Raw genomic sequence first — 15,631 nt, 5'->3', positions numbered from 1 at the left:
GCCGTTTATATCAAGTCATCCTCGAGTGATCCCATAGATTTCATACAAATACGCAGAAAAGCGACCAATGTTGGTCGCTTTTCTAATAATTATAGGAAGAATAATCCACGCTGTACAAAGCCAATTTCTCCAATCGGTTCAGCTGCGAGTCAGCAGTCCGGCTGACTTTCCATACTCAATATCCTCGAGAGAATTCCGGGCTTTCTTTGAGTTGGACGATATCATGGCCGCTTGGATTTTGGAAAGCACGAAGCCCGAATATCGGTGCGATGGCGAAAATGTGATCAAAGATATCCGCTTGAATCGATTCATATACCACCCAGGTGGTATCATTGCTGAAAGCATAGATCTCCACTGGCAGTCCGTTATCTCCTGGCGCTAACTGTCTCACAATCAGCGTCATATCCTGATGAATTTTCGGATGATTCCTCAGATACTGATGGATGTATTCTCGGAATACACCGATATTCGTCAGCTGCCGGCCGTTCACTTTGCTTTCTCTATTAATCTGGTGTTCGATGTTGTACGCGTTAATTTCATTTACTTTTGTCGTGATATAATCGGTAAGGTAATGAATCTTTTGAAATTCCTCAATCATTTCTTTCGTACAAAAACTTATGCTGGTCGTATCGACATAGAAGCTTCGCTTAATCCTCCTACCGCCGGATACTTGCATGCCCCTCCAATTCTTGAATGAGTCGGAAATGAGAGCATAGCTCGGAATCATGGTGATCGTCTTATCGAAATTCATGACCTTTACCGTGTTTAAGGTAATGTCGATCACGTCGCCGTTCGCGTCGTATTTCGGCATTTCAATCCAGTCACCGACACGCACCATGTCATTCGACGATAATTGAACGCCTGCCACCAGGCCTAATATGGAATCTTTGAAGATCAGCATCAGCACAGCCGATAAGGCTCCAAGCCCGCTAAGAATGATCACGGGATTCTGACCGATCAGGTTCGAGACGACCACGATGCCGCCGATGACGTAAAGAAAGATCTTCACCACCTGTATGTATCCCCTAATCGGTCTGATCTTGGAGACCTCAAACGAACGATATATCGCATCAAAGGCATTGAGCAGCGCAATAAACACCATGATGGTTACGATGATCATGTATGTCCCTGCAGCTTTTTCTATCAATGCTTGATAGGGCGGAAAAATTGACGCCGAATAATAGATGATAATCGCCGGCACGAGATGCGACAGCTTATGGAACACTTTTTTCTCGACAATGATATTATCCCATGTATAACGATTGTTATTGACAATATGAATAATGATCTTCAATACGATTTTTTTGGTTATAAAATTGGCCAGTATGGAAACCACGGCTATAAACACGACCATGATCAGATTTGAAAGAAATCCAATCATTTGTTCGCTCATGCCGTATCCGTCTAGTTGATTTCTGATAAAATCCATTGGTGCCTCCTGACGCACTTTATACTAGTCTATTATTATAAATGAGTTTTTAGAACGGGGCAAAGCCAGAGGCGGCATTGGGTTGAATTGGCAGATGTTTAACAGTAAAGGGAGTAAGGCCATACAAAAGAAAATAGCACCGAATCGGTGCTATTTGATACCATATGAATCATGTTCTATTCATTTTAGACTTTAAACTTCATAACGAGTGCTTCCAAGCTTCGAGAATTTTGGCTAATCAAGTCCGTAACTGAAGCTACCTCCTGAACTAAAGAGCTCTGCTTTGCAGTCATATCATTCACTGTTTTAACTCCTGCAAGCGAATCTCCAGCTATAGTTGCCATTTCGGAAACAGATGCTGCAATTTCTTCAGAGCCTGCCGCCATTTGTTCGCTAACAGCGGAAACCTCCTGAATTTTCCAGGCTACTTTCTGAGCGGATTTCAATATGTTCTCAAACGATTCAATGGCTTCTTCCATCTTCTTTTGTCCCGTCAATACTTCACTCGTTACTTGCTGCATCGCATGTTCTGTTTCTTGAGAGTCTTTCGTAATATCTTGCAGCAATCCGAATATTTGCCCTGCTGAAGCAGAAGAATGGTCTGCCAATTTCCGGATTTCGCTGGCCACTACAGAAAAGCCCCTTCCATGCTCGCCCGCTCTTGCCGCTTCAATTGATGCATTTAGCGAAAGCAGACTCGTTTGATTCGCAATTTCCGTAATTGCATTTACAATTTCCTCAATATGAGAAGAGCGTTCTTGCAAATTGGATACGATTTCTACTGTAGTCCCGACAGAATCGCTAATTTGGACCATCTGCTTGCTAACTTGCTGTATGAAGTTCACACCGCTTGCTGCCTCTTGCTCCGTCTCCGTTGCAACAGTAGCAAGTTCCTCCGCAGATACGGCGATACGCTGCACACCTATAGACATTTCATTGATTGCATCCGAAGCATCCAGTGTGCTCTGCACTGAGGTGGTCGCCCCTTGCTCAATACTGGCCCCCTGTCTCGTAATTTCCTCTGTTGCGCTTGCAGCTTCTTTCGTATTTTCAACCAATTTACTTGACGAGTTTAATACAACGTGGGAAGCGTTACGAACATCTTTAATAATGGATTGCAGGGTTTCGAACATGGCATTTAAGGATCTTGATATTTCTCCTATTTCATCCTTGCCGGAGTAATCCAGTCTTCCTGTAAGATCGCCTCCGCTCTGTGCAATTTCGGCGATCTTTTCATTGACTAACTTAAGCGGCTTCAACTTAATATAAATAATAGCAAAAATCACAAGCAATGCCCCGAATGTAATGACAAGCAAAACAATAGCTATCGTGAGCATTTGGCTCGCTTTTTGCTTTGCAGCATTTGCTTCATTTTCCGTCCTAGTATTCATCTTTTCCTGAAACTGTTCCAGCGGCTCCATAATGGTCTCTTTAATTGCATCGTATTCACTGCCAAACATGAGCTCCCGAGCTCTGGTAAAATCTTTTGCCTCCGCAGCTTTTATGGCCGTATTTTCTATCTCAACAAGGGTATCGGAAATTTGTTTTGACTTTTCTATAAGATCCAGCTCTTCTTTAGGCGCATCCAATGCAGTTAAACTCTCTACTACATGATCTCTTGTTTTGGTTTCGTTTACTTCCTTCCAGTAGTTGTCATAGTGGACTTTTTCTCCGAACTGCACATAAGCTTTCACTTCATTACTCAAATAATTCGAGGAGCTGGCTAAATCAATACCTAATTGCTTGAATTCTGCTTGCATTTTTACTGTTTCGCGTTCATTCGCTACGCTCTTTTGGAGGGAATAGACACTAATCCCATTCAGAACGATTAGTAAAATAAACACTCCGCTCATTGCTTTAATCCATGTAGAAATCCTCATGATGACCCACCCCTTTTTTATAGAAAGCCTGTTAAGATTTTATCGGTCGACTTTATTCGACGATAAGATAGGTCTTTATACCCGTTTCTAAATAAACACGTTTATGTCTCATTCCGAAGAAGTCTGCGTCAACTGCTTTCCAAGTTCAAGGAACATGCGGAGCTTATCGTAAAGCTAAAAGTGCCGGAAAAGCAAAATCCACAACCTAAATGGTTGTGGATTTTATGTAATGTGGCGAGGAAGCGAATATTATCATGAATACTCCTGTATAACCTCATATAGTTTTTCGGGTCTTACCAATGTGCTAATCGATTCTTGCGTTTGAAGGGTAAGGGCAGCACCGGCAAGTCCCAACTGACACGCATTATGCAGTGATTCATTGTTCATGATCCCATATATGGCACAAGAAGAAAACGCGTCACCAACCCCTGTGATATCCACAATTTCCGTTACGAAAGAAGGCAAATGCCCAGATTCCTCTGCGGAAGAATAATAAGCCCCTTGATCACCAAGTGTTATAATAACTTGTTTAACGCCACGCTCTCTGATTTTTTTACTGGCTATCTGACAATCCTCGATTGAGTCAATCTTCATATCAGTAAGTACTTCTGCTTCTACTCGGTTGGGAAGCAGAAGCTCGACTCCGTCAAGCAGGAAAGGAAGTTTGCGTGTCTTGGCTGCAGATGTAGGGTCAATGTACAAGGGAATGTGTTCATCGGCACAGCGTTTAATGATGTAACTTATACATTCCTTAGGAATATTCGTATCCAAAAACACACCTTGCGAAGAAACAATATAGGACCATTTTTCCTCAAACATGGAAGTTGTCATTTTTTCGTATATATTCATATCGTCCATAGAGATAACACTCTCACCCGTTTGATCCAATAAAGTGATGAAGGCCCCTGTTCGTTCAGTCGGCAGTACCCAAACTTGACTAACATCAACTCCCTGGCGTTTTATTTCATTCAGGATCCAATCGCCTTCTTTATCATCTCCGACACACGTCATAATGGCAGTATTGCAGCGAAGTCGACTCAAATTCTCGGCAACGTTTCTTGCTGCACCGCCACAGGATTCATTAATCTTCACCGGATTGGATGAATGAAAATTCACCTTCTGATTCGATCGCGCGATCCGGTCAATGTTAGCCCCTCCGATACAAACAATCGATGATTCTTCCCGTAGAATATAGGCCCGGCCTTTAATTTCACCGCGTCTTATCAAGCTAGCAATATAATTAGCAACCGTTGGACGGGATAAACCAACCTTACTTGATAATTCTTGCTGGGATATAAAAGGATTCATTCTTATATATTCTAAAATCTGTTGTTCTTTATCCATGAAACAACCTCATTTCATCCTCTATTCTTCAGAACATAGAGCTCTTGTAGCCCCTCTTTTATTATACAACTAAAACCACATTCGGAATTATTTCAAGCGTTTGAGCCGTGCAAAATACACCCATTCTAGAGACTGTTAATTTTATCCACTAGGAGCGATGAAATTTTGATCTTGACATACCTTCTTGGAAGCGTATACTAAACATATGTTTTCTAGATAAACTTTTGTTTGGTTAAGCAGGGGGTGTACAATGGCTTCTATTCAAGTCGTAGACGGACGAGAGAAAACGGTATAAGACACAGGCGCTAACATGGGGGTAATGTACATGAATTTTATTTTCTTGATGACTGGCCTTCTTCTTGTTTTTATTATTGGTTTTCTAGTAAGTAACAACAGACAAAACATAAAATACAAACGTGTTCTGATCATGTTAGCCATACAAATCATATTAGTTTACGTCATGATGAACACTAGTATAGGTATCATTGTCATTACAAAAGTGGGCTTGCTGTTTGAAAAACTAATGGAGATTGCTAATGCAGGAATTGAATTTGTATTTGGCGGTTTGGCGAATGAAGGTCAAACTCCGTTTTTCCTTGGCGTGTTAATGCCTCTTGTTTTCATGTCCGTTTTAATTGGGATTCTAAACTATATAAAAGTATTACCTTTCGTCATCAAATATTTAGGTCTGTTTTTAAGTAAAATTACGGGAATGGGCAAGCTTGAAAGTTATTTTGCCATATCTACATCTGCACTTGGACAACCGGAAGTGTTCTTAACCATTATCAAACAAATTCCACTCTTGTCTAAAGAAAGGCTATACACCATTTGCACATCAGCTATGAGTGCCATAAGTATGGCGATGGTTGGGGCATATGCCAATATGTTAGAGCCTAAGTTTGTCGTAACTGCGGTTGTATTGAATATTTTTAGTGCTCTTATCGTTGCCAATATTATTAATCCTTATGATTTAGATGAGAATGACGATTTAGTTGAAATCGAAGAAAAAGAAAGGCTTCCTTTCTTCCAGGTGGTTGGAGAAAGCGTAATGGATGGTTTTAAAATCGCCATTATTGTTGCCGCAATGCTATTAGGATTCATTTCCCTAATGCAATTAGTTAATGTCATTTTTCAAAGTGCATTTCAAGTATCGTTCGATACGGTTCTTGGTTACATTTTTGCACCAATCGCCTTCTTAATGGGTGTTCCATGGGCAGAAGCTGTACAAGCAGGCGGAATTATGGCCACAAAACTAATTACAAATGAATTTGTAGCTATGCTCCATTTTGGTGAAATTACAAACCAACTTTCCTCTAAAACAATTGCCATTGTATCTGTATATTTGGTTAGTTTCGCAAATTTCGGAACGCTGGGCATTATTTCCGGATCAATCAAGTCGATCAGCGACAAACAAGGGGATCATGTTGCGAAGTTTGCTTTTAAATTGTTGTTAGGTTCAACCTTAGCATCTGTAATTTCAGGCACCATGATGGGACTAGTTATGTAAATAAAACTTAGAGGTGAAAGATTATGACATCAAGAAAAATTATTATGGATTGCGATCCAGGACATGATGACGCCATTGCGATTATTTTAGCTGCTGTACAACCAAAACTGGAGATATTAGCGATTACAACGGTTTCCGGAAATGCAGAAATCGAAAAAACGACTCAAAATGCTTTACAAATTTGTGATTTGATTTCGTTACATGATGTTGTGGTTTCAAAAGGGGCCAGTGAGCCTTTGGTTCGAATACGTGAAACTGCACCTGGCATTCATGGAGATTCAGGCTTAGATGGTCCTAAGCTGCCGGAACCTTCCCGCAGCTGGAGCGAGGAACATGGCGTTGATACCATTATTAGACTTGTAAAAGAATCCACAGAGCCTGTTACCCTTCTTCCGACAGGACCATTAACCAATATTGCGTTAGCATTAACAAAAGCACCAGAAATCAAGAACAATATAGAAGAGATTGTAATAATGGGCGGCGGAACATTTGGTAACTGGACGCCAACTGCGGAATTTAATATTTGGGCAGATCCAGAAGCCGCAAAAAAAGTATTTGATAGCGGTGTTCCCACAGTAGTTATGGGACTTGATATTACACATCAAGCCTTAGCGACACAAGAAGTTATCGAAGAAGTGAATAAAATCGATAATAATGTTGCTAAAATAGTCGGCGAATTATTAGTGTTTTTTGCATCGACGTATAAAGAGATGTTCGATTTTGACGGGGCACCGGTACACGATGTATTGACTGTGGCATATTGTATTGCGCCAGAATTGTTTAAGACGAAAGATGTCAATATTGTCGTGGAAACTAAAGGAGAGTTTACAGCAGGTACAACCTTAGTTGATCTGCACGGGGTCACGGGTAGAAAAGTGAATGCTAAGTTTGGATTAGAGCTTGATGTAGACGGTTTTTGGAAACTAATGATTGATACACTTAAAAAATACTAGAATCTGATATCGTAAAGCCAGGCACATAGATATTAGAGAGCGACTTTACATGAGAGACATAAATCACGCCCATGTAAAATCACTTTTACCTTCAGGAGTTGAGGTCATGAGAGTACCAAATATTGTGGTTATTGGAAGTTTAAATATGGATATCGCGGTTGAGGCAGAGCGTTCTCCTTCTATGGGAGAGACGATCATGGGCAGAGACGTCCACTTCATTCCCGGTGGCAAAGGTGCCAATCAGGCCGTGGCTGCTGCCAGGCTTGGCGCTCACACAACGATGATCGGGACGCTGGGAAGTGACAGCTTTGGAGCAGAACTTCGAAATTCTCTAGTGCAAAGCGGAGTTGACGTTCGTGGGATCAAAACGGCGGAAGGAGTTCCAACTGGGATTGCCTCTATTCTCCTCGCTCAAGGAGATAATCAAATTGTGGTCGTTCCTGGAGCGAATGCCCACTGCCTGCCAGAAGATGTTTACCAGCATGAAGCTCTCATTGCACAAGCCGATGTGGTTCTTCTGCAATTGGAAATTCCTCTAAGAACCGTGATTGCCGCTGCAGAAGTCGCCAAACGTCATGGCAGAACGGTCATTTTAAATCCAGGCCCCGCCAGGGACTTGCCGGAAGAATTGTTGAAGCATACGGACTACATTACCCCGAATCGTTCAGAGCTCGGCCTGCTTACGGGAATGGATACGTCGGGGGAGCAATGGAAGGAAGCGGCGAAACGTTTATTGGAAATGGGTCCACGCCATGTAATTACTACATTAGGCTCGCAAGGTTCAGGATACATGAAATCGGATATGCATATAACGGACATTCCGGCATACCGGGTTCCCGTCATCGATACGACCGGCGCAGGGGATTCCTTTAACGGCGGATTGGCTTACGCTTTAGCCGCAGGAGAAGACCTGGATAATGCCGTTCATTTTGCCACCAAGGTTTCCGCTTTAGCTGTCACCAAATTTGGTGCCCAAGCCGGAATGCCCTCGCTTGAAAAAGTTGAGACATTCGACTGGTCCATCGTCCAGGCATCACTTTGTTAAAGATGCAGTTCATATGAGGAAATGGCTTTCTCATTATTAATAATAGCCCAGTAACCATTATGGTTGCTGGGCTATTATCATAATTGTACAAACTATATTTCTATCCTCAAAGTTACCCTCTAATTATTGCTATCTACATTAAACATTCATTTAAAGTGTTCCCTCGTACTCAACCAACAGCGCCTGACGCAGCGAATCCGGCAACGGCTCTGCCTAAATAACGTGCTATCAATCGCTCTAGTTGCTCCTAGGATCTCCACCGTTTTCTCCTGGAAGCTGTGCAGCTTCATTTGTTGATGATACCGCGTTATTTTGATCAACTTCGAAAATATCGAGCAGGAACATAAAGATCGGAATCCCGATAATTAGCCCCCAGATCCCCATGAAGTGCTGGGAGAAAATAAGAACAATAAAGGTGTAGAACATCGGCAGCTTCGTTTTGTGCGCATACAGCTTCGGATTTAAGAAATATGTCTCCACTGCATGAATGATCAAAATCATGACAATCGCCCAAATGACGGTTGAGATACCACCAATCTGGTAACCGATAATACTGATCGGAATGAAGGAAATCACAACGCCGACTACCGGCACAAGACTTAGTAAAAATACCATAATCGTTAGAGCGAACAAGTAAGGGTAGCCCAAAATCGACAACCCGATTGTCGTTAGAATCGTGTTCAACAAGGCGATCATCAATTGAACCTCGATCACTTTACCAAAGGAAGAGGTGAATTTTTGGCCAAAATATTTAAACTCATTGTAAGCCCAGCTTATTTTGCTTTTGCTCAACTTATCTGTAAAGTCATTGACTGTTTTCTTCTGGATTAAGTAGAAGTAGCTCAGTACAATAACAAAAATGATAACCTCGGCCCATTTGCCTAGCTTCAGAATATAATTTAGTGCCTGACTTCCGTATTGCTCTAATTCCAGCTTACTAAGCGCGGAGGAGACAAGCTCAGCAATTTCATCCGACTGAGGTGTATTTAGAAATTTGATAATGGAAAAATATAAATCAGAAATTTGACTAATGAGCTTCGGAACATAATTGGCAATTCCGTATACAAGCCCAAATATTAAAGCCGCATACAATACCGTATTAACGACAATGGACGATATAGGAAACAGCTTAGATATTTTCTTCGTAATAAATTGCTCTAGGCGTCCCATGACGAAGGTAACAAGAAACAGCAACAACAGCAAATTGAGCATACCTCTTAAGCTATACAGCAATAAAACGACAAGTAGGAGGAACAGAATTCTTCTTACTATGTTGTTAGCAAAAAACTCCCGCAAAAAATTCATTCGCTTCCCTCATTTAATTGTATTTTAGTTATCTAATGATTTACGGAGTTCAACTTAGACAGTTCAATTATATATGAAGATTGTTACATTATGAAATGTCGGCACTTGAGCAGTTTTTGTTTAATGATATGATTTCTTTCAAATTTATTGACTTATAAATTCAAAAATCTCATCAGTGAAAAGCGGATATGTAAAAATTCACATGTACTTTTAACCGAATCGTTCTAGTTCGACATTCTTTGCTATATCAATAAAAGGAAATCAATGGTAAATTAGAGGAGTATCGACCGACGTAACTCCCCTCTCCCTTAAAGCATGAAACAGAACTATTGAAACTTTCGAATGCCAATAGAGATTTTTAATAGTTTTCTTCTATAAAGATATACACCCACTCCTTATATCTGCCTTACGCTCCAATCTACGTTATAAAAACGTCCTATCATCCCATTATACCCGTTTAAAAACGGCTGAGATCCTTTATTCCAGAGTTATACCTACCGAATGGTTTACTTAAAGCGCTCTCCTATTTTTCGTGCTATTACATAGCTTTGTGATAAGCATCATTCAACATTCAGCCTGCTCTTCCACTCCTAGCAGCCGCCGAAACCCTCTTATCCACAGCAAAATCGCCTCAAAGCATGTTATTCATGCGATCGAGTGTCCCACCTTAATGCCAACACGTGTTTCTTTTGCGTTCCTTAATCATTTCCTCGTTCAGTCTTTTGGTCATACAAGATCAGTGCCCTTAGCGTCGATTGAAATGATTCGGATAGTAGGACTGTTAATCTATCATCCCCCTACCTATCGCTGTAGTACTTATCAATTGAAAGGAGGTGAGGCTTTAAATGTAATAACGGTATCATTCATCTAAAGCGTGCCTGCTCGACATTCAAAATTACGGGCACAGAAATGGTTACCAGCTGCACAAAAAAGGAGGAGAATTTATGGTTCACGGGAGGGTATTAAAGAAGACCGTCGGTTTGGTTTGGATGTGCTTGTTACTTATCATCATACCACTCGTATCTGGCATTGGTGTACAAAATGTAAATGCAGCCAATCCGAACGGAGAGTACAAAATCGTAGGGTATTTCCCATCCTGGGGAATCTACGGACGCAGCTACAACGTTTCGAATATTGACGTTTCCAAAGTCACGCACATTAACTATGCGTTTGCTGATATTTGTTGGGAGGGTAAACATGGCAACGGTTCCACAGCGATAGACAACCCAAACAAACAAACTTGGCCTTGTACAACAACCGGTATTCCACTTCAATCCGGCAATGTCCCCAATGGCAGTATCGTACTTGGCGATCCTGATGCCGATGCCTTGCGTCCGACACCCGGTGGTCCAACAACCGGTTGCTGGGCTGATGCGGCTTGCGGTAACTTTGGAGCCTTGCGGAATCTGAAGGCTCAAAATCCTCATTTAAAAACCATTCTATCCGTGGGAGGCTGGACATGGTCCAACCGTTTCTCGGATACGGCGGCATCCGACCAAACTCGCAAAAACTTCGCTAAATCCGCAGTCGATGCACTTCGAGCCTATGGCTTTGATGGGATTGACCTAGACTGGGAATATCCGAATGTCGAAGCCATCCAAGGTAATAGCTACCGTCCGGAGGACAAACAAAACTACACCTTGCTCCTTCAAGAAACTCGGAATCAGTTAGATGCAGCAGGAGCAGAGGACGGCAAACAATACCTCCTCACCATTGCTTCCGGAGCGAGTCAAAAATTCGTCGATAATACAGAACTTAATAAAATTGCTCAAATCGTCGATTGGATCAATATTATGGCTTATGACTTCCACGGCGGTTCCTTTGAAGATACGACTAGTCATAACACGGGTCTCTATGGCGATCCTAACGATCCATATTACAGCAACAACTTCTTTGTGGACGGTGCGATCAAAGCTTATAAAAATGCTGGCGTACCTTTGAACAAAATCGTCCTCGGCTTGGAGTTCATGGGTCGCAGTTGGAAAAACTGTCCTCCAGGACCCAATAACGACGGTCAATACCAGACATGTGCAGCAGATAACAGTTCTGTATTCAAATGGGCACCAAACGGCACTTGGGATGATTCCAAAACCGGAAATACCGGGGTGTTCGATTACGGGGATATCGCCGCAAACTATGTAAATAAAAACGGGTATACTCGTTATTACAACAGCATTGCCAAAGTTCCGTACCTCTACAATCCAACGACAAAAATCTTTATCTCTTATGATGATACGGAATCCATCGGTTATAAAACCGAATACATCAAGAACAATAACCTCGGCGGCGCCATGTTCTGGGAATTCAGCTCCGATTGCCGCACAAGCCCGAAATTCAACTGTACAGGACCTAAGCTGTTGGATAAAGTTGCTGCCGACTTGAGTCAAGCCACTCCCCCTGCCGATACGGTTGCACCAACAGCACCAACGAATCTGGTCGAAACAGGTCATGGCGATAAAAAAGTCACATTAAGCTGGGGCGCTTCTACGGATAATGTAGGTGTCATGGCTTATGATATTTATCGTAACGGTACGCTTGTTCAGTCTGTTGACGGAGCCACAACAACCGCGCTTATCAAGGGGCTAACAGGAAGCACAACCTATATCTTTACAGTCAAAGCCAGAGATGCAGCGGGCAACTCTTCTGCAGCCAGTAATGCCCTTTCTGTTACCACTTCACCGCCAATCATCGATAATCAACCTCCAACCACACCGACCAATCTCGTTTCTTTAGCCAAAACAAAAACGACGGTAAAACTTAGCTGGGGTGCTTCAACCGATAATGACGATATCGCCGGCTACGATATTTATCAGAATGGTACGCTTGTCAAAACAACAGAAAACACAACGGAAACCCTCACCGGACTTTCACCGGGAACAACTTACAACTTCCATGTTAAGGCCAAAGATTTGTCCGGCAACTCTTCTGCAGCAAGTAATTCCATTTATGTCACAACGCCTACCGATCCTGTGTTTCCTGCTTGGAAACTCAGTACAGCCTATGCCCTCGGAGATTATGTCACTTACAACGGTAACCTCTACAAATGTACTTATGCCCACACTTCCATCCAAGGTTGGGAGCCTTCAGCCGCTCCTACATTATGGCAGCTTCAATCTGCCCCACCTGCGGATACCCAACCACCTAGCGCACCTACGAATCTTGCGATTTCTGCACAAACCGCAACATCCGCGACATTAACATGGACCGCATCTACCGATAATATCGGCGTAACAGGATATGACATCTATCAAGGTTCGAATTTAATCGGCAGCTCCGCGACAACAACTTATACAGCAACAGGGCTTCCAGGAGGCAGTGCCATATCCTTCTACGTAAAGGCAAAAGACGCCGCGGGTAATGTGTCAGCTGCAAGCAACACCGTGACTACGACACCAACAGCACCTGATACGACTCCTCCTACAGCTCCTGCCAATCTGACCTTTACGGCAAAAACTCAAACGAGCGTCACACTTGCTTGGGGAGCTTCCACAGATAACGTTGGCGTAACAGGCTACGATGTTTATAACGGTTCCACGCTTGCTGCTTCTGTAAACGGCACCACGCTTACTGCGGTTATTAATAACCTGACGCCTGGCACAGCTTATACCTTTACAGTCAAAGCCAAAGACGCCGCTGGCAACGTTTCAACTGCAAGCAATGCTGTAACGGTCACAACCGATACGTCACCTTCAGTGGATACTACTCCTCCCACAGCTCCTGCAAATCTGACTTCTACAGCAAAAACCCAAACGAGCGTCACCCTTGCTTGGGGAGCTTCCACAGATAACGTTGGCGTAACAGGCTACGATGTGTATAACGGCTCCACACTTGCCGCTTCCGTAAACGGCACGACGCTTACTGCGGTCATTAATAACCTAACACCTGACACGGCCTATACCTTTACAGTCAAAGCCAAAGACGCCGCTGGCAACGTTTCGGCTGCCAGCAATGCCATGACGGTCACAACCGATGCAGCACCTTCAGTGGATACCACTCCTCCTACAGCTCCTGCAAATCTGACTTCTACAGCAAAAACCCAAACGAGCGTCACCCTTGCTTGGGAAGCTTCTACAGATAACGTGGGCGTAACAGGCTACGATGTGTATAACGGCTCTTCGCTTGCCGCTTCCGTAAACGGCACGACGCTTACTGCTGTTATTAATAACCTGACGCCTGGCACGGCTTATACCTTTACAGTCAAAGCCAAAGACGCCGCTGGCAACGTTTCAACTGCGAGCAATGCACTAACCGTGACAACGGATGCCTCTACACCAACAGCTGCGGCATGGGTGGCTAATAAGGCGTATGTCAAAGACGATTTAGTTACCTATAACGGAAAAGTATATAAATGCATACAACCACATACATCGCTTGCTGGTTGGGAACCTTCAAATGTACCTGCTTTATGGAGTGTTCAGCCTTAATCTCAGCCATGGCGATCCACATCTCGAATAAACAAATTGGGTAGAGGGGGCTGCCCCCTCTACCCTCTGTTTATTGCTTGCGAACTGGCTTGAAATCGCGAATCATTTCCTTGGTAAGGCAAAAAAGCAGATAGCACCGATCATAACTGAATTCATAATAAAAACAAAGCGCCCCATCAAGGTCGCTTTTCAAATGCTGTGTCGTACATATGTGCCATTCTACTGCGCCAGCCCACTCTATGGCGACTGTATGGATACGTGGCACGGGTATCAAAGCGTAGGCAGTCTAAACTCATCTCCCGTATCCTCAACCCACTGCCTCAAACGGTCGTTCAGGCGTTTTCTCTCGTGATTATAGAGTGAATTGTAAGCCATATTCACTTGCTCGTAAGGATCTTCATTCAGATTAAACAGCAGCCATGGCGTATTCTCCAGACATACGTATTTCCATCCGTCCGTTGTGACGATTCCCCTCCACGGACGATCCACGCTGTGTCCATGGCCTGTAGGTATGACGGACTGTAAATAGGCGGAATCCGGCAATTCGGGTTGTGGTCCGCCTAGACGCAAAGCCGACAAGTCCGAGCCCTGCATCCAATCCGGTTTGGTGATTCCACATAAACCAAGCGTAGTTGGGGCGACATCGACATGGTTAAACGGTACGTTCCATTCGCCTGTTTGCCGTCCATAGAACGGCTTCTCGCCGCTAATGATCATCGGAACACGGATAGATTCTTCCCAAGGCGACATTTTGCGGAATTGGCCATGGGAACCGTGCATGTCACCATGATCACTGAAAAACATGATATGCGTATCCTCTGCGAGTCCATTCTCCTGCAGCGCCGTCATAATCTGTCCGATATTCCAGTCCCAATTTTCAATCATGCCATAATATCCAGCCAGATCTTTGCGGGCTTGCTCCTCAATGCGAGGAATCGACGGAACGTTAGGTCTTAGCTTAATGCCTGCGGCGTTATGCCCCTTACGGAACGATTCCGGCGCAATGTATGGATCATGCGGCGGCTGTACCGACAATACCGCGAAGAAAGGCTGAGCCTGTTCACATTCCATCCTTTCCTTCCCTCGCTCTTGCAAATATTCGACGAACAATTTGGTCAACCCATCTGTCTCATAGCCAGGCAGGCGGTAATGGAATGCATTGGTGCCTTCGCCACCGTGAACCCAGCTGTCCCACTGGCTGTTATTGTTTTCATAGCCGACCCAGTGATTGAAGCCGCCACGCCGCTCTGGAGGAATCATGTGAAAGGCCGCTCTGCCAGTCCCCTCCTTGAACCCGTCGAGATGCCACTTGCCGAAATACGCCGTCTTGTAGCCAGCTTCGTTCATGACATGTGCTATGGTCGGTTGTTCCGGTGGAAGCCTATGTTCATGGCCGGGTACCGCCAGATGCGGGTATCTTCCCGTTACTATCGATCCCCGGGACGGGCAGCATAAGGGAATTCCCGCTACCGCTTTGGTAAAATGCACCCCGGAAGCTGCCAAATTATCGATGTTTGGCGTATGTACATTCGGATCTCCACTGCAGCCTAATGCCTGTCCGCGGTGCTGATCCCCAAATAGCCAAATGACGTTCGGCCGCTTGGTGCCTGTACTGTTCTCGTTACTCATCTATATTCGCCCTCCAATAGTTAATGCCAATGTATAATGGTACCTAAAGCCTTGCTTATGCGGGCGAACCTCGCACAACGCGGCTTCATCAGCTATCCTAAATATTCAGGTTTGA

The 15,631-nt window shown here is 43.8% G+C and carries 9 protein-coding genes; 4 read left to right on the top strand and 5 right to left on the bottom strand.

Annotated elements, in window-relative coordinates:
• Positions 1 to 175 precede the first annotated feature (175 nt).
• The 3 genes from ABEQ74_RS07665 to ABEQ74_RS07655 form a co-directional block, all read right to left on the bottom strand.
• The gene (locus ABEQ74_RS07665; RefSeq protein ID WP_430121124.1) at positions 176 to 1,429 is read right to left on the bottom strand and encodes a mechanosensitive ion channel family protein; all 1,254 of its coding nucleotides are present in this window, start codon (positions 1,427 to 1,429) and stop codon (positions 176 to 178) included.
• Positions 1,430 to 1,614: 185 nt separating this feature from the next.
• Positions 1,615 to 3,309, bottom strand: coding sequence for a methyl-accepting chemotaxis protein (locus ABEQ74_RS07660; RefSeq protein ID WP_430121122.1), 1,695 nt, complete (start codon positions 3,307 to 3,309; stop codon positions 1,615 to 1,617).
• Positions 3,310 to 3,561: 252 nt separating this feature from the next.
• Positions 3,562 to 4,653 carry a carbohydrate kinase gene (locus ABEQ74_RS07655; RefSeq protein WP_430121120.1) on the bottom strand — a complete coding sequence of 364 codons (1,092 nt, stop codon included), beginning with the start codon at positions 4,651 to 4,653 and terminating at the stop codon, positions 3,562 to 3,564.
• A gap of 325 nt (positions 4,654 to 4,978) precedes the next feature.
• Here ABEQ74_RS07655 and ABEQ74_RS07650 point away from each other — a divergent pair, with 325 nt between their 5' ends.
• The 3 genes from ABEQ74_RS07650 to rbsK all read left to right on the top strand — a co-directional run bounded on the left by ABEQ74_RS07650 (position 4,979) and on the right by rbsK (position 8,158).
• The gene (locus ABEQ74_RS07650; RefSeq protein ID WP_430121118.1) at positions 4,979 to 6,160 is read left to right on the top strand and encodes a NupC/NupG family nucleoside CNT transporter; all 1,182 of its coding nucleotides are present in this window, start codon (positions 4,979 to 4,981) and stop codon (positions 6,158 to 6,160) included.
• Positions 6,161 to 6,183: 23 nt separating this feature from the next.
• Complete coding sequence (locus ABEQ74_RS07645) at positions 6,184 to 7,113, top strand: nucleoside hydrolase (RefSeq protein ID WP_430121116.1); 930 nt, start codon at positions 6,184 to 6,186, stop codon at positions 7,111 to 7,113.
• A 106-nt stretch (positions 7,114 to 7,219) separates the two neighbouring features.
• Positions 7,220 to 8,158, top strand: a complete 939-nt coding sequence (gene rbsK, locus ABEQ74_RS07640; protein ID WP_430121114.1) for a ribokinase — start codon at positions 7,220 to 7,222, stop codon at positions 8,156 to 8,158.
• Positions 8,159 to 8,395: 237 nt separating this feature from the next.
• Here the strand turns inward: rbsK and ABEQ74_RS07635 are convergent, their stop codons facing one another.
• On the bottom strand, positions 8,396 to 9,463 hold the full coding sequence (locus ABEQ74_RS07635) for an AI-2E family transporter (protein WP_430121112.1): 1,068 nt from the start codon (positions 9,461 to 9,463) through the stop codon (positions 8,396 to 8,398).
• Positions 9,464 to 10,407: 944 nt separating this feature from the next.
• Here ABEQ74_RS07635 and ABEQ74_RS07630 point away from each other — a divergent pair.
• Positions 10,408 to 13,887 carry a glycosyl hydrolase family 18 protein gene (locus ABEQ74_RS07630; protein WP_430121110.1) on the top strand — a complete coding sequence of 1,160 codons (3,480 nt, stop codon included), beginning with the start codon at positions 10,408 to 10,410 and terminating at the stop codon, positions 13,885 to 13,887.
• 270 nt (positions 13,888 to 14,157) lie between these two features.
• Here ABEQ74_RS07630 and ABEQ74_RS07625 read toward each other — a convergent pair whose 3' ends face one another.
• Positions 14,158 to 15,516, bottom strand: a complete 1,359-nt coding sequence (locus ABEQ74_RS07625) for a sulfatase family protein (RefSeq protein WP_430121108.1) — start codon at positions 15,514 to 15,516, stop codon at positions 14,158 to 14,160.
• Positions 15,517 to 15,631 lie beyond the last annotated feature (115 nt).

Origin of the sequence: Paenibacillus solani, assembly GCF_050475945.1 — a bacterium.
Classification (GTDB): domain Bacteria; phylum Bacillota; class Bacilli; order Paenibacillales; family Paenibacillaceae; genus Paenibacillus_AQ; species Paenibacillus_AQ solani_A.
The sequence above is the reverse complement of the archived record's forward strand: the minus strand, read 5'-3'. Positions and strand labels throughout refer to the sequence as shown.